The organism is Luedemannella helvata, assembly GCF_039528415.1.
Lineage (GTDB): Bacteria > Actinomycetota > Actinomycetes > Mycobacteriales > Micromonosporaceae > Luedemannella > Luedemannella helvata.
Map to the genome: position 1 here is coordinate 135,480 of NZ_BAAALS010000008.1, position 22,601 is coordinate 158,080.

A 22,601-nucleotide genomic window follows, 5' to 3' on the forward strand; every position below is an offset into this window, starting at 1 on the left:
GCGAGGAGGCGGCATGGGCGAGCGGGTCGAGGGGCACGGCGGGCACCTGGCGCTGGCGGCGCTGCGGGCATTCGGCGTGCGGGAGATGTTCACCCTCTCCGGCGGGCACGTGTTCCCGCTGTACGACGCCGTGCACAACAGCGACGGCGCCGTACGGCTGGTCGACGTGCGCCACGAGCAGTCCGCCGTGTTCGCCGCCGAGGCCGTCGCCAAGCTCCAACGCCGCCCGTCGCTCGCCGTGCTCACCGCCGGGCCGGGCGTCACCAACGGCATCTCGGGTCTGACCAGCGCGTACTTCAACGGCGCGCCCGTCGTCGTGCTGGGCGGCCGGGCCCCGCAGTTCCGCTGGGGCGCCGGCAGCCTGCAGGAGATCGACCACGTGCCGCTCGTCACGCCCGTGACCAAGCTCGCGGCCACCGTGACCAGCACGGACGACGTCTACGGCGCCGTGCACGGTGCGGCCCTCACGGCGCTGACCGCGCACCGCGGCCCGGTCTTCCTCGACCTGCCGCTCGACGTCATCTTCAGCTACGGCGAGGGCGCCGAGCCCGAGACCACGACCCCGCCCGTGCTCGCGCCCGACCCCGACGAGGTGGCCCGCGCGGCCGCCCTGCTCGCCGCCGCGCAGCGGCCCGTCATCATCGTGGGCTCGGACGTGTATGCCGGCGACGCCACCGCGGCCCTGCGCGAGGCCGCCGAGGCCCTGCACGTACCGGTCTTCACCAACGGCATGGGGCGCGGCAGCCTGCCGCCCGAGCACCCGCTGGCGTTCGCCAAGGCGCGCCGGGCCGCGCTGCGCGGCGCCGACGTGGTCGCGGTCGTCGGCACGCCGCTGGACTTCCGGCTCAGCTTCGGCGACTTCGGCGACGCCCAGGTCATCCACATCGTCGACGCCCCGACCCAGCGGGCCGAGCACGTCAGCGCGGCCGTCTCGCCGGCCGGTGACCTGCGGCTGATCCTGTCCGCGCTGGCCGACGCGCCGGCCGGCAACCGCGCCGCGCATGTCGACTGGGTCACCCAGCTGCGCCAGATCGAGGACGCCGCCCGCCAGGCCGAGCTGGCCGAACTCGACGCCGACACCGACCCGATCAAGCCCAGCCGCGTCTACGGCGAGCTGCGCAAGGTCCTGGAGCCCGACGCGGTCACCATCGGCGACGGCGGCGACTTCGTCTCCTACGCCGGCAGGTACCTGGAGCCGGCCCAGCCCGGCACGTGGCTCGACCCCGGCCCGTACGGCTGCCTGGGCACCGGCATGGGGTACGCGCTCGGCGCCCGGGTCACCTACCCCGACCGCCAGATCTGCGTACTCATGGGCGACGGCGCGGCCGGCTTCTCCCTGATGGACGTCGAGTCGCTGGCCCGCCAGGGGTTGCCGGTCGTGATCGTGGTCGGCAACAACGGCATCTGGGGGCTGGAGAAGCACCCCATGCGGGCCATGTACGGCTACGACGTGGCCGCCGACCTGCAGCCCGGCCTGCGCTACGACGACGTGGTCCGCGCGCTCGGCGGGGCGGGGGAGACCGTCGAGAAGCCCGGCGACCTGGGCCCGGCGCTGCGTCGCGCGTTCGACGCCGGCGTGCCGTACCTCGTCAACGTCCTCACCGACCCGACGGACGCCTACCCCCGCTCCTCCAACCTGGCCTGAGCGCTCACCCGGCGTGGGCCGCGGCCCGCCGGTCAGCTCTTGCGGTCGTCCTCGTCCTTGTTGCGCAGTTCCTCCTCGCGGCGGCGGAGGTCCTCCTCCCAACGCCGCAGGAGTTCCTCGTCGTCCTTGCGGACCTGGTTGAGGTTGGCCAGGAACGCGGGGTCGTCGTCGGGGGCCAGGGGCCGGGGCCGCGTCGCCTCGGGGAAACCGTTGCCGGGGCGCCAGGCGCCGCCCGGACGGGCCGCCGTCCGTTGTGGACGGCCGGCGATGAACCAGGCGATCGGGCCGATCGGCGAGAACAGCAGGATGATGAGCACCCAGAAGAGGCGTGGCAGGGCGCGGATCTCGTCCTCCTCGGCCGACAGGCAGTCGATCAGGGCCGCCACGGCGAGGACGAGGTTGATGATGAAGAGCAGGAGGTATACGCGGGCCACGGGTGAATGATGCACCCTGCGACCGCCGGGCGCAGCCCTCGGGGGAGGCTGGGGACATGGACAACGACGCCGATCTGGCGGGGCTGCTGGCCGAGTACGACGCCCACCTCCGGGCCCACGTGCCTGATCCCATGCCGGAAGGCGGTCGGGTGGAGACCGACGGCCCGCTGCTGCGCTTCGTCGGACTCGATAATCAGGGATTCGTGACCTATCGCGATCTCGGTGGGCTGGACGGGGACGCGCTCGACGAGCTGATCGCCCGGCAGCGGGACTACTTCGCGGCCCGGGGCGAGGGGGTGGAGTGGAAGCTGCACGGTCACGACCTGCCCGCCTCGCTGCCCGACCGGCTGGTCGCCGCGGGGTTCGAGCCGGAGGAACGGGAGACGGTCGTCGTGGGGCTCGCCGCGCCGTTGAGCACGGCCGGGCTCACGCCGCCGGACGGCGTACTCCTCAAGGAGGTCGTGTCCGACGCGGACCTGGCGCGGATCGCGGCCATGGAGTCGCGGGTGTGGGGCGCGGACCGCACGTGGCAGGCCGAGGCGCTCAGCAAGGAGATCGCGGCGGACCCCGGGTCGGTCACCGTGGTGATGGCGGAGGCGGACGGGGAGGTCGTGTCAGCCGGGTGGGTGCGGTATGTCACAGGTACCGGGTTCGCCACGCTGTGGGGCGGGTCGACGCTGGCCGCGTGGCGGGGACGCGGCATCTACAAGGCCCTCGTCGCCCGGCGGGCGAGCCTGGCGGTGGCGCGCGGCTACCGGGTCCTCCAGGTGGACGCCTCTGACAACAGCCGGCCGATCCTGCAGCGGCTGGGGTTCGTCGCGCTCACCACCACGACGCCGTACGTGTGGGCGCCGCCACTGTTACGTTGACCACACCGCGCGGACGGTGTCGCGCACGCAGTCCTCGCGCAACCGCCCGCAGGAGCACAGATGCTCCTCCGGCGCCGCCCGGCAGCGGTGCGCCGGCGCGTCGCCGGAGGGCGCGGCGAGCGCGTCCGTATCGACGATCACATGTGAATCAAGCTCGTGAGCTGCCATTTTGCACCTCCTGCCGCACCTCAGTATGCGTGCGTGGGGCGGCCGTCGTGAGCTGAGTCATAGATCCGTCGGGGCCCGGTTAACTTACCTGTGGGTAACATTGGGCTCCGCGGCTGCCCGTTGCCCAGCTCCGGCAGGGTGGCACCATTCGGGAGAGCCACCACGACCGCTCGGTCGTTCAAGCAGGAGGACGTCGAAAGCGATGAATATCGTCGTACTCGTCAAGCAGGTGCCCGACTCCAGTGCGGAGCGCAGCCTGCGCAGCGACGACAACACTGTCGACCGGGAGTCGGCCAACAACGTCATCAACGAGATGGACGAGTACGCCATCGAGGAGGCGCTCAAGCTCCAGGAGGCGCACGGCGGCGAGGTCACGCTGCTGTCCATGGGCCCCGAGCGCGCCACCGAGGCGATCCGCAAGGGCCTGCAGATGGGCCCGGACAAGGGCGTGCACATCGTCGACGACGCCCTCGCCGGCTCGTGCGCGCTGGCCACCTCCAAGGTGCTCGCCGCCGCGCTGCGCACGCTGTCGCCCGACCTGATCCTCTGCGGCGCCGAGGCCACGGACGCGCGCGGCCAGGTCGTGCCGCAGATGGTCGCCGAGCGGCTGGGCGCGCCCGCGCTCACCGGCACCCGCAAGCTCACGGTCGACGGCACGTCGCTGACGGCCGAGCGGCAGACCGAGGAGGGCTACGAGGTCCTCACCGCGTCGACGCCCGCCGTCGTCAGCGTGTGGGACACCATCAACGAGCCGCGCTTCCCCTCGTTCAAGGGCATCATGGCCGCCAAGAAGAAGCCGATCCAGACGCTGACACTGGCCGACCTGGGCATCGCCGCCGACGAGGTGGGCGCCACCGGGGCGTCGACCGCGGTGGTCGAACACAGCAAGCGGCCGCCACGCGCGGCCGGCACCCGGGTCGAGGACTCCGGCGAGGGTGGCCTGGCGCTGGTCGAGTTCCTGTCGTCCGAGAAGTTCGTGTGAGGTAGAGATGGCTGAGGTTCTCGTCCTGGTCAAGGTCGCCGACGGCAAGGTCAACAAGGCCACGCTGGAAGCGCTCACCATCGCCCGTTCGCTCGGCGAGCCGGCCGCGGTCGTCGTGGGTGCCCCGGCCGACGTCGTGGAGACCCTCGGGGAGTACGGCGCGACGAAGGTGTACGCCGCCGACGCCGAGGAGCTGCGCGACTATCTGGTCGCCCCGAAGGTGACCGTGCTGGAACAGCTCGTGCGCGAGGCCTCGCCGGCCGCCGTGCTCATCCCCTCCACGCAGGAGGGCAAGGAGATCGCCGGCCGCCTCGCGGTGCGCCTCGACAACGGCGTCCTCATCGACGTCAACGAGCTGGCCGTCGACGGCACCGCCACGCAGGTGGTGTTCGCGGGCGGCACGATCGTGAAGTCCCGCGTCACGCGCGGCATCCCGCTGGTCACCGTGCGGCCGTCGTCCGTGACGCCGACCCCCGCACCGACCACGCCGGCCGTGGTGCCCGTGTCCGTGACGCTGTCGGACGCCGACAAGGCCGCGCGTGTGGTCGAACGGGTCGTCGAGGCCAAGGGAGCGCGCCCCGAGCTGACGGAGGCCTCCATCGTCGTCTCCGGCGGTCGCGGCGTGGGCAGCGCGGACAACTTCAAGCTCGTCGAGGAACTGGCCGACCTGCTCGGCGGCGCCGTCGGCGCGTCGCGCGCGGCCACCGACTCGGGCTTCTACCCGCACCAGTTCCAGGTGGGCCAGACCGGCAAGACGGTCTCGCCGCAGCTCTACGTGGCGCTGGGCATCTCCGGGGCGATCCAGCACCGGGCCGGTATGCAGACGTCGAAGACGATCGTCGCGGTGAACAAGGACGCCGAGGCACCGATCTTCGAGCTGGCCGACTTCGGCGTGGTCGGCGACCTGTTCGCCGTGGTTCCGCAGGCCGCCGAGGAGATCCGCAAGCGCAAGGGCTGAGCCCCGAACGGCCGTAGGACCGGGCCGCACCCGCACGGGTGCGGCCCGCAACGTTTCCGCCCGCGGGCCGATTTCGAAAGCGTTGGAACTTTCTGCGCGCAGGTGCTGTCCCAGGTGGGGGTGAACAGCCCGAACGCCGGTCGAGTTGCGAAGAGTGTCGCCGGATCTCGGCGCCGCCGCCGCACGGTTCTATCTTCGCCGTACAAGTGGAAGCGCTCCCAGTTCGCCGTCCCTCGGGAGCGCACGTCAGCGGCGCGCGGTGCGGTCGACGCGACCGACGGCTCCACTCGTACGGACGGGCTGCCAGCACCCCGGTGGTCCGGTTGACGGGGCTGGGGGGTCCCGCGAGGGGCGGCCGGCACGCCGGCCGCCCCTCTACCCGTCCCCCGGCGGGATGAGAAATCGCGCGGAGCGCGAGCGGCGCCGGGGCGGCTGGGCCGGGGTCATGGTGCCGATTACGCTGGATGCGATGGCCTACCTCGATCACGCCGCGACTACACCGATGCTGCCGGAGGCGCTCGACGCCTACGTGTCGGCCGCCCGCGAGGTCGGCAACGCCTCGTCGCTGCACGCCCCCGGGCGGCTGGCCCGCCGCCGGGTCGAGGAGGCCCGCGAGCGGGTCGCCGCGGCGCTGGGCTGCCGCCCCTCCGAGATCATCTTCACCGGCGGCGGCACGGAGAGCGACAACCTCGCCGTGAAGGGCATCTTCTGGGCCCGCCGCGCCGCCGACGCCGGGCGCCGCCGCGTCGTGGCCAGCGCGGTCGAGCACCACGCCGTGCTCGACGCCGTGCACTGGCTGGTCGAGCGGGAGGGCGCCGAGGTCACCTGGCTGCCGGCCGACGAGAGCGGCGCCGTGCCCGCCGGGGCGGTCCGCGCGGCGCTCGACCAGTACGCCGACGAGGTCGCCCTCGTCACGCTGATGTGGGCCAACAACGAGGTCGGCACGCTGCAGCCGATCGCCGAGTCCGCCGCCGCGGCGGCGGAGCGCGGGATCCCGTTCCACACCGACGCCGTCCAGGCCGTCGGGCAGGTGCCGGTCGATGTCGCGGCCGCCGGGGTCGGTGGCCTGACGCTGAGCGGGCACAAGCTCGGTGGCCCGGTCGGGGTCGGCGCGCTCGTCCTGGGCCGCGACATCGAGTGCACCCCGCTGCTGCACGGCGGGGGTCAGGAGCGCGACGTGCGATCGGGCACCATCGACGTGGCCGGCATCAGCGCGTTCGCGGTGGCCACGGAGCTCGCCGTCAAGCACCAGACCGAGTTCGCGCTCCGGGTCGGCGCGCTGCGCGACGAGCTGGTCGCCGGCGTCCGCGCGGCCGTGCCGGACGCCGTCCTCAACGGCGACCCGGTCGAGCGGCTGCCCGGCAACGCCCACTTCTCGTTCCCCGGCTGCGAGGGCGACGCCCTCCTGCTGCTGCTCGACGCGCAGGGCATCGCCTGCTCCACCGGGTCGGCCTGCTCCGCCGGCGTCGCCCAGCCCTCGCACGTGCTGCTCGCCATGGGCGCCGACGACTCCCGCGCCCGCGGCTCGCTGCGGTTCACCCTCGGGCAGACCTCGACCGCGGCCGATGTGGCCGACGTCGTGGCCGCCCTGCCGGCCGCCGTGGAGCGCGCGCGACGTGCCGGGGCGCTCAAGGCCGCGCGCTGACGCGGGTACTCTCGAATGGGCGTACCAATCAAGATCTTGTAAAGGCGGGCGGAGCGTGCGCGTACTCGCGGCGATGTCGGGCGGCGTCGACTCGGCGGTGGCGGCCGCGCGGGCCGTGGACGCCGGGCACGACGTCACCGGCGTGCACCTGGCGCTGGCGCGCAACCCGCAGACCTACCGTACGGGCGCGCGCGGCTGCTGCACGCTGGAGGACTCCCGCGACGCTCGCCGGGCGGCCGACGTGATCGCCATCCCGTTCTACGTGTGGGACATGGCCGACGAGTTCCACTCCTCGGTCGTCGACGACTTCGTCGCCGAGTACGCGGCGGGCCGTACGCCGAACCCCTGCCTCCGGTGCAACGAGAAGATCAAGTTCGCGGCGGTGCTGGACCGGGCGATCGCCCTGGGCTTCGACGCCGTGGTCACCGGCCACCACGCCCGGCTGGGCGCCGACGGCCTGCTGCGCCGCTCCGTCGACCTCGCCAAGGACCAGTCCTACGTGCTGGCCGTGCTCACCCGCGAGCAGCTCGACCGGTCGATGTTCCCCCTCGGCGACACGACCAAGGCCGGGGTGCGGGAGGAGGCCGCCGCGCGGGGCCTCGCCGTGGCAGACAAGCCCGACTCGCACGACATCTGCTTCATCGCCGACGGCGACACCCGTGGCTTCCTGGCCGAGCGGCTGGGGGAGGCGCCCGGGGACATCGTGGACACCTCCGGCGCGGTCCTCGGCCGCCACCAGGGCGCGTTTGCGTTCACGGTGGGCCAGCGTCGCGGGCTCGACCTGCGGGTGCCCGCGCCGGACGGCCGCCCCCGCTACGTCCTGTCCATCACCCCGGTCACCAACACCGTGACCGTGGGGCCTCTGGAGGCACTCGAGGTCAGCACCGTGGTGGCAGACCGTCCGGTGTGGACCGGTGGACCCCTGCCGAGCGGCCCGGTGGAGGCGCACCTGCAGCTGCGCGCCCACGGGGAGACCGTGCCCGGGGTCGTCACGGTCGAGGGCGGTTCGCTGAACGCCGAGCTGGGTCGGCCGGTGCGCGGCGTCGCGGCCGGCCAGGCGCTGGTCGCCTACCGCCCCGACCCGCAGGGCGACGTCGTCCTGGGCTCAGCCACCATCTCCTCTGCCCGCTGAAGCGGTTTCCCGTCGCGCGGCACGGTAGCGTCTGATGGCGTGACGGACGACGCGTGGGTTTGGGGGGCGGGGACCGCCACCGGGGTGGGGTCGCTGCCCGGGACCGACATCCGTGAGGCCGTCAAGGTCGTCCTCGGCGAGCTGCCCGACCTGCCGCACCTGCCTGAGCTGCCCAACCGGGGGCCGGGCGCCGACCTCATCGGACGCACCGCCGGCCTGCTCATCGAACTGCCGGTGGAGCTCTACGCGGGCCGGTGGCGGGTCGCCGCCCACCCGGGCCGCGACCTTCTTCGTACGCACGACCTGCGCGAACGCGACCTGGACGCGCTGACGGAGCTGGGCGAGGGCCTCACCGGCCCGCTCAAGGTGCAGGCCGCCGGCCCATGGACGATGGCCGCGAGCGTCGAGCTGCCCATCGGCGGGCGCCTGCTGCGCGACCACGGCGCCGCCCGGGACGTGTGCGAGTCGCTGACCGAGGGCCTGGCCGTGCACGTGGCCGAGGTGTCGCGCCGGCTGCCCGGGGCGCAGGTCGTCCTGCAGCTTGACGAGCCCTGGCTGCCGGCCGTCCTGGCCGGGACCGTGCCGACGGAGAGCGGCTGGCAGACCCTGCGGGCGGTGCCGGAGGCGGCCGTCCGCGACAGCCTCCGGTCGCTCGTGGACACGGTGGGCGTACCGGTCGTCGTGCATTCCTGCGCGGCCGACGTGCCCGTACGGCTGCTGCGCGAGGCCGGGGTGCGCGGCGTGGGGCTCGACCTGTCCCTGCTGACCGACCTCGACCCGCTCGGCGAGGCGCTGGACGCGGGCATGGGCTTGCTGGCCGGCGCGGCGCCCAGCGTCGCGGGCCGGGCGCCCACCTCGGCTCAGGTCGCCGACAAGGTGCGCGCGTTGTGGCACCGGCTCGGCTTCCCGGCCGCCCAGGCGGCCCACCAGGTCGTGGTGACCCCGACGTGCGGGCTCGCCGGCGCCTCCATGACCTACGCGCGCGACGTGCTGCGGGCGTGCCGCGACGCCGGCCGGCGGCTCGCGGAGGCGTAAACCTGTCGCAGGGCCGTGGCAGAGTCGTGGGCATGATTGGAAAACTCTCCGTGATCGTCCTGGACTGTCCGGACCCGAAGGCGCTCGCCGAGTTCTACTCGCAGCTCCTCGGCAAGCCGATCACGCGTGTCGAGGACGACTGGGTCACGCTCGCCGGTGACGAGACGCCGCACCTGGCTTTTCAGCTCGCCCCCGACCACGTGCCCCCGCAGTGGCCCGACGCCAAGCACCCCCAACAGGTCCACCTCGACATCGACATCGAGCGGGCCGACCTGCCGGCGGCGGAGGCGAAGGTGCTCGCCCTGGGCGCCACCAAGCTGCCCGGCGGCGGCGATAACTTCACGGTGTACGCGGACCCGGCGGGCCACCCGTTCTGTTTCTGCTACGAGTGATCGATCGCGTAACGTCGCGCGCATGAGGCGGGCGAGCGGAAGTCTCTTCGGACTGGCGTACGGCGACGCGCTGGGCAAGCCGACCGAGTTCCTCGACCTGGTCGAGATCGAGCGGCGCTACGGTCCCGGCGGCCCGCGCGAGCTGGCGGGCGATCCCGCGCTCGTCACGGACGACACGCAGATGGCGCTCGCGGTCGCCGACGGCCTGCTGGCCGCCGGATCGTGGGCGCCCGACGTGGTCGAGCCCCTGTGGCGCTCGGCGTTCATCGCCTGGGCCCACTCGCCCGACAACGACCGCGCCCCGGGCATGACCTGCCTGCGCGCGGTCGCGGCGCTCGAGGACGGGCACCGGTGGCAGCACGCCACCGTGCCCGGCTCCAAGGGCTGCGGCGCGAACATGCGGGTCACCCCCGTGGGCCTGCTGCGCGACATCGACGACGACACCCTCGCCGGCCTGGCGCAACTGCAGGCCGGCATGACGCACGGGCACCCGACCGCCCTGGCGGCGAGCGAACTGACCGCGTACGCCGTGCGCGTGCTGCGCGACGGCGCGGCGCTCGCCGACGTGCCCGCGCTGCTGCGCGAGCGGGCCGAGGGGCAGCGCGGTGTCTACCGCGCGGAGTGGCTCGGCGACCTGTGGGAGCGGCCCGGCGCCAGCACCCCGGACGACTACATCGGCCGAGGGTGGGCCGAGTGCCTGGCGGTCCTCGACAGGCTCGACGCGGCGCTGGCGGCCCCCGACCGGTCCGCCGACCCGTGCCTGGCCACCGGGGAGGGCTGGATCGCCGAGGAGGCGCTCGCCACGGCGCTGCACTGCGCGCTGCTCTACCCCGACGACCCAGTGGCCGCCCTCGGCCGCGCGGCGGCGAGTTCCGGCGACTCGGACTCCATCGCCGCGCTGGCGGGCGCGTTCCTGGGCGCCGCCCATGGCATGGCGGTCTGGCCGGCCGGTTGGGACACCCGCATCGAGTACGCGCAGCGGCTGCGCGGATTCGGCGAGGCCTGGGACTGACCAGCCCGTTTCGTCGTACCCAGGCGGCATGATGGTCTCGGCGCGGTGGTGAGAACGGCCGCGCGGCACGCGAACGGGAGGCGAGCCGGATGGCACGGCGCGGCACGGAGGACGGCGGCACTGTTCCCCACGACGGGGCCGGGATGGCCGAGGCGGCCGACCGGGCGGAACTGCCCGCCGAGGTGGCCGCGGGCGCCCCGGTGACGGTGGCCGAGCCGCCGGCGACCGTGCGCGAACGGCACTCCGAGCTGGTCGTCGAGATCGACGAACACCAGTACCGCTACTACATCCTCGACGCGCCGACCGTGGGCGATGCGGAGTACGACGCGCTGATGCGCGAGCTGGAGGGCATCGAGGACGCGTACCCGACGCTGCGCACGGCGGACTCCCCGACCCAGCGGGTCGGCGGGACGTACTCGACGGACTTCGCGGCAGTGCCCCACGCGGAGCGCATGCTGAGCCTCGACAACGCCCTCAACGACGACGAGTTCACCGCGTGGGCCGACCGGATCCGCCGCGACGCCGGCGAGGTCGATTTCCTCTGCGAGCTCAAGGTGGACGGCCTCGCCATCAACCTGACGTACGAACAGGGTCGGCTGGTGCGGGCCGCGACTCGCGGCGACGGGCGGACGGGGGAGGACGTCACCCTCAACGTGCGCACGATCGCCGACGTGCCCAAGCGGCTCACGGGCGCGGGCGTGCCCGACCTGCTGGAGGTGCGCGGCGAGATCTTCTTCACGGTGGAGGCCTTCGCCCAGGTCAACGAGGCCATGATCGCGCAGGGCAGGTCGCCGTTCGTCAACCCGCGCAACGCGGCGGCGGGCAGCCTGCGGCAGAAGGACCCCCGGGTCACCGCGACCCGGCCGCTGCGCCTGGTCGTGCACGGCGTCGGCGCGCGTTCGGGCTTCGAGCCGGCCCGCCAGTCAACGGCGTACGAGCAGCTCAAGGCGTGGGGCCTGCCGACGTCCGACCGGTGGCGGGTGCTGCCGGACGTGGCGGCCGTGCGCGGGTACATCGGCTACTACGCCGAGCACCGTCACGATGTCGAGCACGAGATCGACGGCGTCGTCGTCAAGGTCGACGACGTGGCCGTCCAGCGGCGGCTCGGCAACACCAGCAAGGCGCCGCGCTGGGCGATCGCCTTCAAGTACCCGCCGGAGACGGCGACCACGGTCATGCGCGACATCGAGGTCAACGTGGGTCGCACCGGCCGGGTGACCCCGTTCGCCGTGCTGGAGCCCGTCTACGTGGGCGGCGTGACGGTCACGAACGCCACGCTGCACAACGCGTCCGACGTCGTGCGGCGCGGCGTGCTCATCGGCGACACGGTCATCGTGCGCCGGGCCGGCGACGTGATCCCCGAGATCGTCGGCGCCGTGCAGGAGAAGCGCACCGGCGCCGAGCGGCCGTTCGTCATGCCGACCGAGTGCCCCGAGTGCGGGTCGCCGCTCGCCCCCGCCAAGGAGGGCGATGTCGACATCCGTTGCCCCAACACCCGGTACTGCCCGGCGCAGCTGCGCGAGCGCGTCTTCCACGCGGCCGGGCGCGGCGGCTTCGACATCGAGCTGCTCGGTCTGAAGGCGGCCGTGGCGCTGCTCGACGCCAAGGTGATCGCCGACGAGGGCGACCTGTTCTCTCTGGACGAGGCACGGCTCGCCGCGTCGCCGTTCTTCGTGACGAAGAAGGGCACCCTGTCGGCCAACGCGGTCAAGATGCTCGGCTTCATCGAGGCCGCCAAGCAGCGCCCCCTGTGGCGGGTGCTCGTGTCGCTGTCCATCCGCCACGTGGGCCCCACGGCCGCCCAGGCGCTGGCCGACCACTTCCGCTCGCTCGACGCCATCGAGGCGGCGAGCGTCGAGGAGCTTTCCTCCGTCGAAGGCGTCGGCCCCGAGATCGCCGAGTCGCTCAAGGAGTGGTTCGCGGTCGACTGGCACCGCGAGATCGTCGCGAAGTGGCGCGCCGCCGGGGTGCGCATGCAGGACGAGCCCAGGCCGCCGTCCGAGCAGCTTCCCCAGACGCTCGCCGGGATCACGGCCGTCATCACGGGCACCTTGGCGGACTACACCCGCGAGGAGGCCGCCGAGGCGGTCACCGCCCGCGGCGGCAAGGTCGCCGGTTCGGTCTCGAAGAAGACGAGCTTCGTGGTGGTGGGCGACAATCCCGGCTCGAAGTACGACAAGGCCCTGTCACTGGGGGTGCCGACCCTCGATGACGCCGGCTTCGCCGTCCTCCTCGCCGACGGCCCCGACGCGGCCCGCCAGGCCGCGAGCGCTCCCGAGCAGCGCTAACCCGTCCCCACGGCAGCCCGTGATGGCTGGTCCGAGCCCTCGCCCGCACTGATGCGGCAGGCGAGGCGCTGAGGTCAGCCGCCACCAAGATCATCCACGCGCTGGCGGCCAACCTGAACTCCTCACGAAACGCGCGGCTGTGGCGGGTGCCTGCGGGCGATCTTCGCCAAAGTCGTGCTTTTGGCGGCCTGGCGGGCGCTGCGTTCGCCAAAGTCGTGCTTTTGGTGAGATGGGCGGCCGCTGCGTTCGCCAATGTCGTGCTTTTGGTGAGGTGGGGGGCGGCGGGGGTCGCCAAAGTCGTGCTTTTGGCGGGCTCGGTGGCCGCTGCGTTCGCCAATGTCGTGCTTTTGGTGAGGTGGGGGGCGGCGGGGTCGCCAAAGTCGTGCTTTTGGCGGGCTGGCGTGCGCTGCGTTCGCCAAAGTCGTGCTTTTGGCGGGCTCGGTGGCCGCTGCGTTCGCCAAAGTCGTGCCTTTGGTTAGGTGGGGGGCGGCTGGGGTCGCCAAAGTCGTGCTTTTGGTGAGGTGGGGGGCGGCGGGGGTCGCCAATGTCGTGCCTTTGGCGAGGGCTGTGCCGGGCGGGTGCTCGCCCGTCGCGGGTGACTGTCGCGGGCGGGCGACTTTCCGGTGCGCTGGCGCGGAGCGTCTCGGATTGATTGCGAAGGGCGCCGATCACTCTAAAAGGTGCATCCAACGCATAGCGTGATGGTGTGATCCGGGAAGCGGTACGACGGTTGCGCTGGCAGGAGCGCTCTCTTGCGGGCACCGACCCCGTGACGGGGTTGCCCGACCGTCGGACGTTCTTCGGGGCGGTCGGGCGCGGCGACGGGCTCGACGGCGTACTCGTCCTTGATCTTGATCTTTTCCGGGAGGTCGTGGAGTCGTTGGGGCACGCGGCCGGGGATCGGCTGCTCGCGGCCGTGGCGCGGCGCCTGCGGGAGAACCTGCCGTCCGACGACCTGATCACACGACTGGACGGCGCGGCGTTCGCGATCATGGTGAGCGGCGACGGGACGTCGCGGGGGCGGCCGTCGCTGGAGCGGGCCGGGCAGGTGGAGCGGTTGCTGGCCGAGCCGGTACTGCTCGACGGGCTGGCGTTGGAGGTGAGCGCGGCGATCGGGCTGGCGTGGTACCCGGAGCACGGCAGCGACGCGCAGACGCTCATGCGGCACGCGGACACCGCGATGGCGCAGGCCCGGTCGGGGTCGGGGGTGGCGGTCTACTCGCCCCGGGCCGATCATCACTCCGCCGCCCGGCTGGCGCTGCTCGCCGACCTGCGGGCGGCCCTCGGCCGGCGCGACGATGAGCTCTGCCTGCACTACCAGCCACAGGTGGAGCTGGCCACCGGCCGGGTGGTCGGGGTCGAGGCGCTGCTGCGGTGGCGCCATCCGCGGCGGGGTCACATCCAGCCGGCGAACCTGGTGGCCCTGGCCGAGCGGACGGCCGTGATGCGGCAGGTCACCGACCGGGTGCTGGCCGACGCGGTCGCGCAGGCGGCGGCCTGGCGCGCGGCCGGCCTCGCGCCCCGGATGTCCGTCAACGTCAGCGCGCGCGACCTGCACCATCCCGGGCTGGTCGAGAGCATCGCGGACCTGCTGCGGGCGCATGACCTCCCGGCCGGCCAGCTGCAGATCGAGATCACCGAGAGCGCGTTGATGATCGACCCGCCGGGCGCCGTGACCGCCGTGCACCGGCTGGACCGGCTCGGGGTGGCGCTGTCGCTGGACGACTTCGGCACCGGGTACTCGTCGCTGCGGCACCTGCGGCGGTTGCCGTTGAGCGAGGTCAAGATGGACCGGTCCTTCGTGCTCGGCATGGCGACCGACCCGCGGGACGCGGCCGTGGCGCGGGCGGTCGTCCGGCTGGGCGGCGAGCTGGGACTGCGCGTCGTCGCGGAGGGCGTCGAGGACGACCGGACCCGCCGGATGCTCGTCGAGGCGGGCTGCGGGCTGGCCCAGGGCTGGCTGTTCGCCGCTCCGATGCCGGCCGCGGCGCTGCCGGAGTGGTTGATCCGCTACGACGCGGCCCGCCGGCCGGTGGCCGCCGACGGGACCGGATACGACGCCAAATAGACTCACCGCGACGCAATCTGAACCAGGTCCTAGGGGGCATCATGGCCGCCATCTCCCGCGAGGAGGTCGCGCACCTCGCGCGCCTGTCGCGGCTCGCCGTCACCGACGAGGAGCTGGACCGGTTCGCCGGCCAGCTGGACGTGATCCTGCAGTCGGTGGCCCGGGTCGGCGAGGTCGCCGCGGATGACATCCCGCCGACGTCGCACTCCGTGCCGCTGACCAACGTGCTGCGCGAGGACGTCGTGGTGCCCGGGCTGGGCCCGGATGAGGCGCTGTCCGGCGCACCGGACGCCGCGGAGCAGCGCTTCCGCGTACCCCGGATTCTGGAGGAGGAAGCGTGACCGACGCGACCAGGCTGACCGCCGCGGACCTCAGTCGCCACCTCGGCAGCGGTGACCTGTCCGCCGAGGAGGTCACCCGCGCCCACCTGGACCGCATCGCCGAGGTCGACGGCAAGGTGCACGCCTTCCTGCACGTCGACGGCGACAACGCGATCCAGAAAGCCCGCGATATCGACCGGGCGCGCGCGGCCGGGGAGGAACTGGGCCCGCTGGCCGGGGTGCCGATCGCGATCAAGGACGTCATCGCCACCAAGGGCGTGCCGACCACCTGCGCCTCGAAGATCCTTGAGGGCTGGCGGCCGCCGTACGACGCCACCCTCATGGAGCGGATCAACGGCGCGGGCATGGTGATGCTCGGCAAGACGAACATGGACGAGTTCGCCATGGGCTCGTCCACGGAGTACTCCGCGTACGGGCCGACGAACAACCCGTGGGACCTGGGCCGCATCCCGGGCGGTTCCGGGGGTGGCTCGGCCGCCGCGCTGGCCGCCTATGAGGCGCCGCTGTCGATCGGCACGGACACGGGCGGCTCGATCCGCCAGCCGGGCGCCGTCACCGGCACGGTGGGCGCCAAGCCGACCTACGGCGGCACATCCCGCTACGGCCTGGTCGCGTTCTCCAGCTCGCTGGACACGCCCGGCCCGTGCGCCCGTACGGTCGAGGACGCCGCCCTGCTGCACGCGGTGATCGCCGGTCACGACCCGCGCGACAGCACCTCCATCGACGCGCCCGTGCCCGACGTGGTCGCCGCGGCCCGGCAGGGAAAGACCGGCGATCTCACGGGCGTCAAGCTCGGCCTCGTCAAGGAGTTCGCCGGCGAGGGCGCCGAACCGGGCGTCATGGCCGCCTTCCGCGACTCCGTGGACGCCCTGGTCAAGCTGGGCGCCGAGGTCGTCGAGGTCAGCTGCCCCCACTTCCTGTACGCGCTGCCCGCGTACTACCTGATCGCGCCGAGCGAGTGCTCCTCGAATCTGGCCCGCTTCGACGGCGTGCGCTACGGCCTGCGCGTCGGCGACGACGGCAACCGGTCGCTGGAGGAGGTCATGTCGCTCACCCGCGAGGCCGGCTTCGGCCCCGAGGTGAAGCGCCGCATCATCATCGGCACGTACGCGCTGTCGTCCGGGTACTACGACGCCTACTACGGGCAGGCGCAGAAGGTGCGCACGCTTATCACCCGCGACTTCACCAGCGCGTTCGAGAAGGTCGACGTGCTGGTCTCGCCGACCACGCCGTTCGTGGCGTTCCCGTTCGGGTCGCGCACGTCCGACCCGTACCAGATGTATCTCGCGGACCTCTACACGATCCCGACGAACCTGTACGGCGGCCCGGCCATCTCCGTCCCGTGTGGACTGTCGGAGGGCCTGCCGGTCGGCTTCCAGATCATGGCGCCGACGCTGGCCGACGACCGCATGTACCGGGTCGGCGCCGCGCTGGAGTCCGCCCTCGGCACGCTCACCCCGCCGGAACTGGAGCTGTCATGACGACCGTGGCGATGCTGACCTACGACGACGCGATCGAGCGTTTCGAGCCGGTCATCGGCCTGGAGACGCACGTCGAGCTGGGCACCGCGACCAAGATGTTCTGCGGCTGCCCGACGGAGTTCGGCGCGGAGCCCAACACCCAGGTGTGCCCCGTGTGCCTGGCGCTGCCCGGCGCGCTGCCGGTGGCGAACAAGGCGGCCATCGAGGCGACCATCCGCATCGGCCTGGCGCTCAACTGCTCCATCGCCACGTGGTGCCGGTTCGCGCGCAAGAACTACTTCTACCCGGACATGCCGAAGAACTTCCAGATCAGCCAGTACGACGAGCCGCTGTGCGTCGACGGGTGGCTCGACGTCGACGTCGACGGCGAGATCGTCCGGGTGGAGATCGAGCGCGTGCACCTGGAGGAGGACACCGGCAAGACCCTGCACGTGGGCGGCGCCACGGGCCGCATCCACGGCGCGACCGAGTCGCTGGTGGACTACAACCGGGCCGGCATCCCGCTGGTGGAGATCGTCACCAAGCCGGTCGTCGGCACGGGGGCCAGGGCGCCGCAGGTCGCCAAGGCGTACGTGACGGAGCTGCGCGACGTGATCCGCTCGCTGGGCGTCTCCGACGTGCGCATGGAGCAGGGCTCGATGCGCTGCGACGTCAACACGTCCCTGTCGCGGCCGGGCGAGCCATGGGGCACCCGTACGGAGACCAAGAACGTCAACTCGCTGCGCAGCGTGGAGCGGGCCGTCCGATCGGAGATCATCCGGCAGGCCAACGTGCTCGACGCAGGCGGGAAGATCACTCAGGAGACGCGCCACTTCCACGAGGACACCGGCGAGACCACGTCGGGTCGCAGCAAGGAGACGGCGACCGACTACCGGTACTTCCCGGAGCCCGACCTCGTGCCCCTCGCGCCGGACCCGGCGTGGGTCGCGGAGCTGAAGGCCGCCCTGCCCGAGCCGCCGCGGGCGCACCGCAAGCGACTGCAGGAGGCGTGGGGCCTCGCGGACGCCGAGATGCAGGCCATCGTCAACGCCGGCGCCGTGGAGCTGATCGAGGCGGCGGTCGCGGCGGGTACGAGCGCCGACGGCGCGCGCAAGTGGTGGCTCGGCGAGCTGGCCCGGCGGGCGAACGAGGCCGGCGTGGAGCTGTCGGCGATGAGCGTCACCCCGGCCCAGGTCGCCCAGTTGCAGGGCCTGGTCGACGAGGGCAAGCTCAACGACAAGCTGGCGCGTACCGTGCTGGAGGGCGTGCTCGCGGGCGAGGGCGACCCGGCCGCGATCATGGCGGCGCGCGGGTTGGAGGTCGTCTCCGACACCGGGGCCCTGGAGAAGGCCGTGGACGAGGCGATCGCCGCGAACCCGGCCATCGCCGACAAGATCCGCTCCGGCAAGGTCGAGGCGGCCGGCGTGCTCATCGGGGCGGTCATGAAGGCCACCCGGGGTCAGGCCGACGCCAAGACCGTCCGCGAACTGATCATCTTCCGGCTCAGCTGAGCAGCCATGTCGTCCTGGTGCCCGTGCCGGCACCAGGACGCGGCCTCAGCGGTGGTAGATGTCGCTCCGATGGTCGACATCGACGACCGTGACGGTCCGTGTCGCCTCGTCGATCCGGTAGAGGATCCGGTACGTGCCCCTGCGGGCGCTGAAGCGATCCTGCAGCGGTGGCAGTAGCTGTTTGCCGACGCGGTACGGCTCCCGGATCAGGGGGCCCGTCATGAACTCGTACGCCGCGGCTGCGACGGCTTCGGGTAGACGGTCCGTCAGGGCGCGGCGGACGGTCGGGGTTGTGCGGAGCGTGTATGCCGGCGGTACGGGCGCGTTCACTCGCCGCGGCGCCTGCGTCGCATGGCCTCGCCCAGTTCATCGGCGGAGACGGCCTCGCCCCGGGCAAGTTCGGCGTCAGAGTCGGCCAGCCGGCGCATAGTGGCCGGATCGCTCAGGATCCGCAGCGTCTCCTCAAGCTGTTCCAGATCCTCGACCGAGACCAGCACGGCGGACGCGTGCCCGTGGACCGTCACGGTGACCCGCTCATGGTGGTCGTGCACGCGGCCCACCAGCTCGGACAGGTGTGCCTTCACCTCAGCCAACGGTAACGTCGTCATAGTCATAAGTATGACCAGAATCCCGCACGACGACTACCGGGTCGGCGTGGTGGTGGGTTCCGGTTCGGTGTCCGTACCGGCCAGGTGGCGTTCGAGCTGGACCTCGGACAGGCCCGTGCCGCCGACGCTGATCTCGTCGTACGCCTGTAGTTGACGGTTCTCGCCGCCGAAGTAGAGCACGGACAGCTCCAAGGGCAGCGGCGTTCCGGTGTCCAGGCCGCGCAGGCCGGCGCCGCCGGTCGAGCCCTCGATCATGACGGTGGTCTGCGGGTACGGGGCGCCGACCGGGCCGGGCTCCGTGACGATCTCGCGGTGGTGGCGGTGCCCGGCGAGCACGAGGGGCACGAGCCCCGCCAGGGGGGCGGCCATCGCCGGATCGTGGACCAACGCGACGTTCACCGGCTGCGGTGATTCGGCGATCGTCTTCGCGAGCTGGATGCCGACGGCCTGCACGCCGGCGCGCTCGTACGGGTCGTTGGGGTCCGCTGGCTCCCCCTCGGACTTGTCCGGGGTGAAGCGCGGGTCGCCGATGCCGGCGAAGGTCAGCCCGGCCACGGTCTCGACCTTGTTGTCGAGCACGATCGCGTTGCGCTGGCGGGCCACGGCCGCCTGCGTGGTGGCCGAGTCGTGGTTGCCCCGCACGTACACGTACGGCACGCCCAGGCCGCCGATCGCGTCGACGAACGACGCCTCCGGCTCGCTGCCCCAGTCGACCATGTCGCCCGTGTCCACGACGACGTCGATGTGGAACTGCTCGACCACCGTACGCACGACCGACCAGCCGGCCGGATTGAGGTGCATGTCGGAGATGTGCAGGACGCGGATCGTGCCGTCGGCCGGCTCGTACACCGGCAGGTTGGTGATGGTCGCGTAGAGCCGGCTGACGTTGGTGACCATCTTCTGCAGCTGGGCCGTGTACTCCCCGTACCGGCTGGCGATGCGGTCGGCGTCACCGACGACGGTCTGCGCGTTGCCGAGCAGCCCCCGGTACGTCGGCTCGGCCAGCGCCGACCGGCTGAACGTCGCCCCGGCCGTGCCGAGGCTGGCCGCTGTGAGCAGGAGGGCCAGCCCGCCGGCCGCGGCCGCGCGGCGGGTCGACCGGAACACGATCAGGGCGGCCAGCATCGCGCCGAGCACGGCCGCGCCCGCGAACTGCAGCGCGACGCGCCGCAACCCCTGCGTCACGTCGGTGACGGCGTCGGCGCTGGCCCGGTTGATGGCGTTGGGCTGGGTGACCAGCTCGCGGGTGCGCCCCTCGTCGAGCGCGGCGAGGTCGATCTCCAGGTGGGCCGGGCCGCTGTGGCTGCGCAGGGTGAGCGAGCCCAGCGGTGGCAGCCGCACCTCCGTACCGCCGTGCAGCGTGGGGGTGATCCTGAAGTCCGCCTGGAACGGGCCCACGTCCTGGCGGACGTTGGCCAGCAGCAGCGTGCCGAGCGCGGCGCCGATGATGGTGACCGCGAGGAGGGCGACCGCCGAGCGGGTCCGCCGCGCGGCGCGCGAGGACCACCACCGCGGCGCGTCGTCGCGCACCCGGTAGCCCAGCCGTCGGGCCTGGCGGGTCGCTGCGGCCAGCGCGGTGGTCCCGGTCGTGACAATCCGACGGGTACGGGGCAACGGTCGCACCATTCATCCTTACCTCACCGAGATGACGGGGCGGTGAGGCCGCGCCCGGCTCGAACCGGGCGGTGGCCAGCTTCACCCGCGCGGCGCCGGGCACCCGGCCGTCCGGGCAGGTTTACGCCTTGCTGACGCCGCCGTTGCCGGAGAGCACGATGCGCACGATGCGGTCGTCGTCGGCCGCCGGGTCGCCCCGGCCGTCCCGGTTCGATGTGGTGATCCACAAAGAGCCGTCGGGTGCGGCCGCGGCGGCGCGCAGGCGCCCGTACTTGCCCTCCAGGGCTGCGGTCGGGGCGCCGAGAACGGCGCCCGTGTCTGTGAGCCGGAGCAGCCACAGGCGCTCGCCGCGCAGGCAGGCGGCCACGAAGGTGGTGGTCACGATCGCCGCGCCGGAGCACGAGGCCTCGTCGGTGTGCCAGGCCGCGATCGGGTCGACGTACTCCTTCCTGCCGCCGTTGCCCTCGACGATCGGCCAACCGTAGTTCTTGCCCTTGGTGATCTGGTTGACCTCGTCCCACGTGTTCTGCCCGAACTCGGTGGCGTAGAGGCGCCCCTTCGCGTCGAAGGCCAGGCCCTGCACGTTGCGGTGCCCGTACGACCAGACGAGCGAGTTCGGGAACGGGTTGCCGGGCGCCGGCTTGCCGTCCGGCGTCATCCGCAGGATCTTGCCGCCGAGGTCGGCCCGGTCCTGCGAGCGGCTGGTCTGCGCGGCGTCGCCCGTGGCCGCGTAGAGGAAGCCGTCGGGCCCGAACGCGAGGCCGCCGCCGTTGTGGTTGCCGGCCTTGGGGATGCCGGTGACGATCGGGGTGGGGGTGCCGCCGAGGGTCAGTTTCGCGATGCGGTTGTCCGTCTCGGCGGTGTAGTAGACGTACACGGTCTTGTCGGTCTTGTACTTCGGTGAGACGGCGATGCCGAGCAGGCCGCCCTCGCCGGACGGCCGGGCGTCCTCGATCGTCTGGACGGGTTCGACCACCAGCCCGTTGGCGTCCGACTTGGGGCCGACCTTCAGGATGCGCCGGCTGTCGCGCTCGGTGACCAGCGCGGCGCCGTCCGGGAGGAAGGCGATCGCCCAGGGCACCTCGAGGCCCTTGGCCAGCACGGTGGCGGCCGTCTCGGTGCCGCTGTCGCCGCCGGTGCTGGGTGTCGGCTTGGGCAGGTTGGGCGGGCCGCCTCCGGTGGTGTCGTCCGGTTCGCCGAAGCTGCAGCCGGCGAGCAGGCCTGCGGTGAGCGCCGCGGCGGCGAGTGCGGCGGCGAGGCGTCGAGGCGGGGGAGTGGCCCTCATCGCCCGACAGTAGCGAGGCCTGCCACGTGGGCGCCACTCGGTGGTGACCGTCACCTTCCTTGCTGAAACAATAATTGCTTAGACAACGTTATGCCCGCTGGACCGGCTCTGAGCTGCGCATACGCTAAGGAGAGCGCCATGACGGCACCCGCGATCGACCGCCTTCACCTCAGTCCGGACGCCGCGGACCTGCTGTTCCGCGAAGCCCGGACGGCCAACGCCTTCACGGACGAGCCGGTCACCGACGACCACGTCCGCGCCATCTACGACCTGGCCAAGTACGCGCCCACCGCCATGAACCAGCAACCGCTGCGGCTGGTGCTCGTCCGTTCCGAGGAGGCGCGGGCCCGGCTGGTGGGGCACATGGCCCCGGGCAACAGGGACAAGACCGCGGCCGCGCCGCTGGTCGCGATCGTGGCCGCCGACACCCGCTTCCACGACGAGCTGCCGCGCGTCTTCCCGCACGCGCCCGGCGCGCGGGAGCTGTTCGCCGACCCGCACGCGCGGGAGAACTCGGCGCGCTTCAACGCCGCCATCCAGCTCGGCTTCCTCATCCTCGCCATCCGCGCGGCCGGGCTGGCCGCCGGCCCGATGGGCGGCTACGACGCCGCCGGCATCAACGCGGACTTCTTCCCCGACGGCGAGCACCGGGTCGTGGCCGTGGTCAACATCGGCCGCCCCGCCGCGGACGCGTGGCGCGACCGCCTGCCCCGGCTGGCGTACGACGAGGTCGTGACGACCGTCTGAGTCCGTGGCGGCTGGCCCGTGATCAGGCGCGGGTCAGCTCGCCGCCCACGGACGCGATCGCCGGCAGCGCGCTCGTCGGCACGGCGGGCAGGGTCAGCACCGCGCCGGAGGCGAGCCGCACGGCCACGCCGCCCTTCGGGGCGGGGGCCAGCTCGACCACCTCGGACCACGGCACGCGCCGCGAACCCAGTGCCGCGCGTACCACCAGGCCGTCCGGGGTGACGTCCGTGCCGGACCGCCAGCTCCACAGGGCGATCGCGAGCGGTACGAGCAGGATCAACGCGTACCAGGGGCCGCCGCCGAGCATGGGCAGGGCGCCCAGGAAGCCGACCGCCGCCGCGACGGTGATCGCGGCCGAGCGGCGGAACCGGAGGGTCTTCGCAGCGGTCTCCACCCAACCATCCTGC

The 22,601-nt window shown here is 72.8% G+C and carries 22 protein-coding genes; 15 read left to right on the forward strand and 7 right to left on the reverse strand.

Features of this window, described 5'->3' with window-relative positions:
- The first annotated feature begins 13 nt into the window (after positions 1–13).
- A complete protein-coding gene (locus ABD191_RS10615; protein ID WP_344079438.1) occupies positions 14–1,645 on the forward strand; it encodes an acetolactate synthase in 1,632 nt (543 codons plus the stop codon).
- 32 nt (positions 1,646–1,677) lie between these two features.
- Here ABD191_RS10615 and ABD191_RS10620 read toward each other — a convergent pair whose 3' ends face one another.
- The gene (locus tag ABD191_RS10620) at positions 1,678–2,079 is read right to left on the reverse strand and encodes a PLD nuclease N-terminal domain-containing protein (protein WP_344079440.1); all 402 of its coding nucleotides are present in this window, start codon (positions 2,077–2,079) and stop codon (positions 1,678–1,680) included.
- A gap of 56 nt (positions 2,080–2,135) precedes the next feature.
- On the opposite strand from ABD191_RS10620, the gene ABD191_RS10625 reads away from it, so the two are divergent.
- Positions 2,136–2,948: a GNAT family N-acetyltransferase gene (locus tag ABD191_RS10625; RefSeq protein WP_344079442.1), complete on the forward strand. Its 813-nt coding sequence runs from the start codon at positions 2,136–2,138 to the stop codon at positions 2,946–2,948.
- Here ABD191_RS10625 and ABD191_RS10630 read toward each other — a convergent pair.
- The gene (locus ABD191_RS10630) at positions 2,940–3,116 is read right to left on the reverse strand and encodes a hypothetical protein (RefSeq protein WP_344079444.1); all 177 of its coding nucleotides are present in this window, start codon (positions 3,114–3,116) and stop codon (positions 2,940–2,942) included. The two genes, ABD191_RS10625 and ABD191_RS10630, sit on opposite strands and share 9 nt — an antisense overlap.
- A gap of 202 nt (positions 3,117–3,318) precedes the next feature.
- Here ABD191_RS10630 and ABD191_RS10635 point away from each other — a divergent pair, with 202 nt between their 5' ends.
- From ABD191_RS10635 to gatB, 12 genes are all read left to right on the forward strand, one after another.
- Positions 3,319–4,098 carry an electron transfer flavoprotein subunit beta/FixA family protein gene (locus tag ABD191_RS10635; RefSeq protein ID WP_344079446.1) on the forward strand — a complete coding sequence of 260 codons (780 nt, stop codon included), beginning with the start codon at positions 3,319–3,321 and terminating at the stop codon, positions 4,096–4,098.
- Between the two features lie 7 nt (positions 4,099–4,105).
- Positions 4,106–5,056 carry an electron transfer flavoprotein subunit alpha/FixB family protein gene (locus ABD191_RS10640; RefSeq protein WP_344079448.1) on the forward strand — a complete coding sequence of 317 codons (951 nt, stop codon included), beginning with the start codon at positions 4,106–4,108 and terminating at the stop codon, positions 5,054–5,056.
- Between the two features lie 469 nt (positions 5,057–5,525).
- Positions 5,526–6,701, forward strand: coding sequence for a cysteine desulfurase family protein (locus ABD191_RS10645; protein WP_344079450.1), 1,176 nt, complete (start codon positions 5,526–5,528; stop codon positions 6,699–6,701).
- Positions 6,702–6,756: 55 nt separating this feature from the next.
- Positions 6,757–7,833, forward strand: a complete 1,077-nt coding sequence (gene mnmA / locus ABD191_RS10650; RefSeq protein WP_344079453.1) for a tRNA 2-thiouridine(34) synthase MnmA — start codon at positions 6,757–6,759, stop codon at positions 7,831–7,833.
- Between the two features lie 39 nt (positions 7,834–7,872).
- Positions 7,873–8,868: a uroporphyrinogen decarboxylase/cobalamine-independent methonine synthase family protein gene (locus ABD191_RS10655; RefSeq protein ID WP_344079456.1), complete on the forward strand. Its 996-nt coding sequence runs from the start codon at positions 7,873–7,875 to the stop codon at positions 8,866–8,868.
- A gap of 32 nt (positions 8,869–8,900) precedes the next feature.
- Positions 8,901–9,260, forward strand: a complete 360-nt coding sequence (locus ABD191_RS10660; protein ID WP_344079459.1) for a VOC family protein — start codon at positions 8,901–8,903, stop codon at positions 9,258–9,260.
- Between the two features lie 22 nt (positions 9,261–9,282).
- Positions 9,283–10,272: an ADP-ribosylglycohydrolase family protein gene (locus ABD191_RS10665; RefSeq protein WP_344079462.1), complete on the forward strand. Its 990-nt coding sequence runs from the start codon at positions 9,283–9,285 to the stop codon at positions 10,270–10,272.
- A gap of 143 nt (positions 10,273–10,415) precedes the next feature.
- Positions 10,416–12,560 (forward strand): NAD-dependent DNA ligase LigA, encoded by a 2,145-nt coding sequence (gene ligA, locus ABD191_RS10670; protein ID WP_344079602.1) that lies wholly within the window; start codon positions 10,416–10,418, stop codon positions 12,558–12,560.
- A gap of 706 nt (positions 12,561–13,266) precedes the next feature.
- Positions 13,267–14,628, forward strand: coding sequence for a putative bifunctional diguanylate cyclase/phosphodiesterase (locus tag ABD191_RS10675; protein WP_344079465.1), 1,362 nt, complete (start codon positions 13,267–13,269; stop codon positions 14,626–14,628).
- A gap of 41 nt (positions 14,629–14,669) precedes the next feature.
- Positions 14,670–14,969, forward strand: a complete 300-nt coding sequence (gene gatC, locus ABD191_RS10680; RefSeq protein WP_344079468.1) for an Asp-tRNA(Asn)/Glu-tRNA(Gln) amidotransferase subunit GatC — start codon at positions 14,670–14,672, stop codon at positions 14,967–14,969.
- Complete coding sequence (gatA, locus tag ABD191_RS10685; protein ID WP_344079471.1) at positions 14,966–16,450, forward strand: Asp-tRNA(Asn)/Glu-tRNA(Gln) amidotransferase subunit GatA; 1,485 nt, start codon at positions 14,966–14,968, stop codon at positions 16,448–16,450. Before gatC ends, gatA begins: the two co-directional genes overlap by 4 nt.
- Complete coding sequence (gene gatB, locus ABD191_RS10690; protein WP_344079474.1) at positions 16,447–17,940, forward strand: Asp-tRNA(Asn)/Glu-tRNA(Gln) amidotransferase subunit GatB; 1,494 nt, start codon at positions 16,447–16,449, stop codon at positions 17,938–17,940. Before gatA ends, gatB begins: the two co-directional genes overlap by 4 nt.
- A 45-nt stretch (positions 17,941–17,985) precedes the next feature.
- Here the strand turns inward: gatB and ABD191_RS10695 are convergent, their stop codons facing one another.
- From ABD191_RS10695 to ABD191_RS10710, 4 genes are all read right to left on the reverse strand, one after another.
- Positions 17,986–18,270 (reverse strand): type II toxin-antitoxin system RelE family toxin, encoded by a 285-nt coding sequence (locus ABD191_RS10695; protein ID WP_344079477.1) that lies wholly within the window; start codon positions 18,268–18,270, stop codon positions 17,986–17,988.
- Complete coding sequence (locus ABD191_RS10700) at positions 18,267–18,548, reverse strand: type II toxin-antitoxin system Phd/YefM family antitoxin (RefSeq protein ID WP_344079480.1); 282 nt, start codon at positions 18,546–18,548, stop codon at positions 18,267–18,269. Before ABD191_RS10700 ends, ABD191_RS10695 begins: the two co-directional genes overlap by 4 nt.
- Before the next feature lie 33 nt (positions 18,549–18,581).
- On the reverse strand, positions 18,582–20,171 hold the full coding sequence (locus tag ABD191_RS10705) for a metallophosphoesterase (protein WP_344079483.1): 1,590 nt from the start codon (positions 20,169–20,171) through the stop codon (positions 18,582–18,584).
- Between the two features lie 112 nt (positions 20,172–20,283).
- On the reverse strand, positions 20,284–21,447 hold the full coding sequence (locus tag ABD191_RS10710) for a PQQ-dependent sugar dehydrogenase (protein WP_344079486.1): 1,164 nt from the start codon (positions 21,445–21,447) through the stop codon (positions 20,284–20,286).
- Positions 21,448–21,585: 138 nt separating this feature from the next.
- Between ABD191_RS10710 and ABD191_RS10715 the strand changes: the two genes are divergently transcribed.
- Positions 21,586–22,194, forward strand: a complete 609-nt coding sequence (locus ABD191_RS10715; RefSeq protein WP_344079489.1) for a malonic semialdehyde reductase — start codon at positions 21,586–21,588, stop codon at positions 22,192–22,194.
- A 22-nt stretch (positions 22,195–22,216) separates the two neighbouring features.
- Here ABD191_RS10715 and ABD191_RS10720 read toward each other — a convergent pair whose 3' ends face one another.
- Positions 22,217–22,588: a PH domain-containing protein gene (locus tag ABD191_RS10720; protein WP_344079492.1), complete on the reverse strand. Its 372-nt coding sequence runs from the start codon at positions 22,586–22,588 to the stop codon at positions 22,217–22,219.
- Between the last annotated feature and the right edge of the window lie 13 nt (positions 22,589–22,601).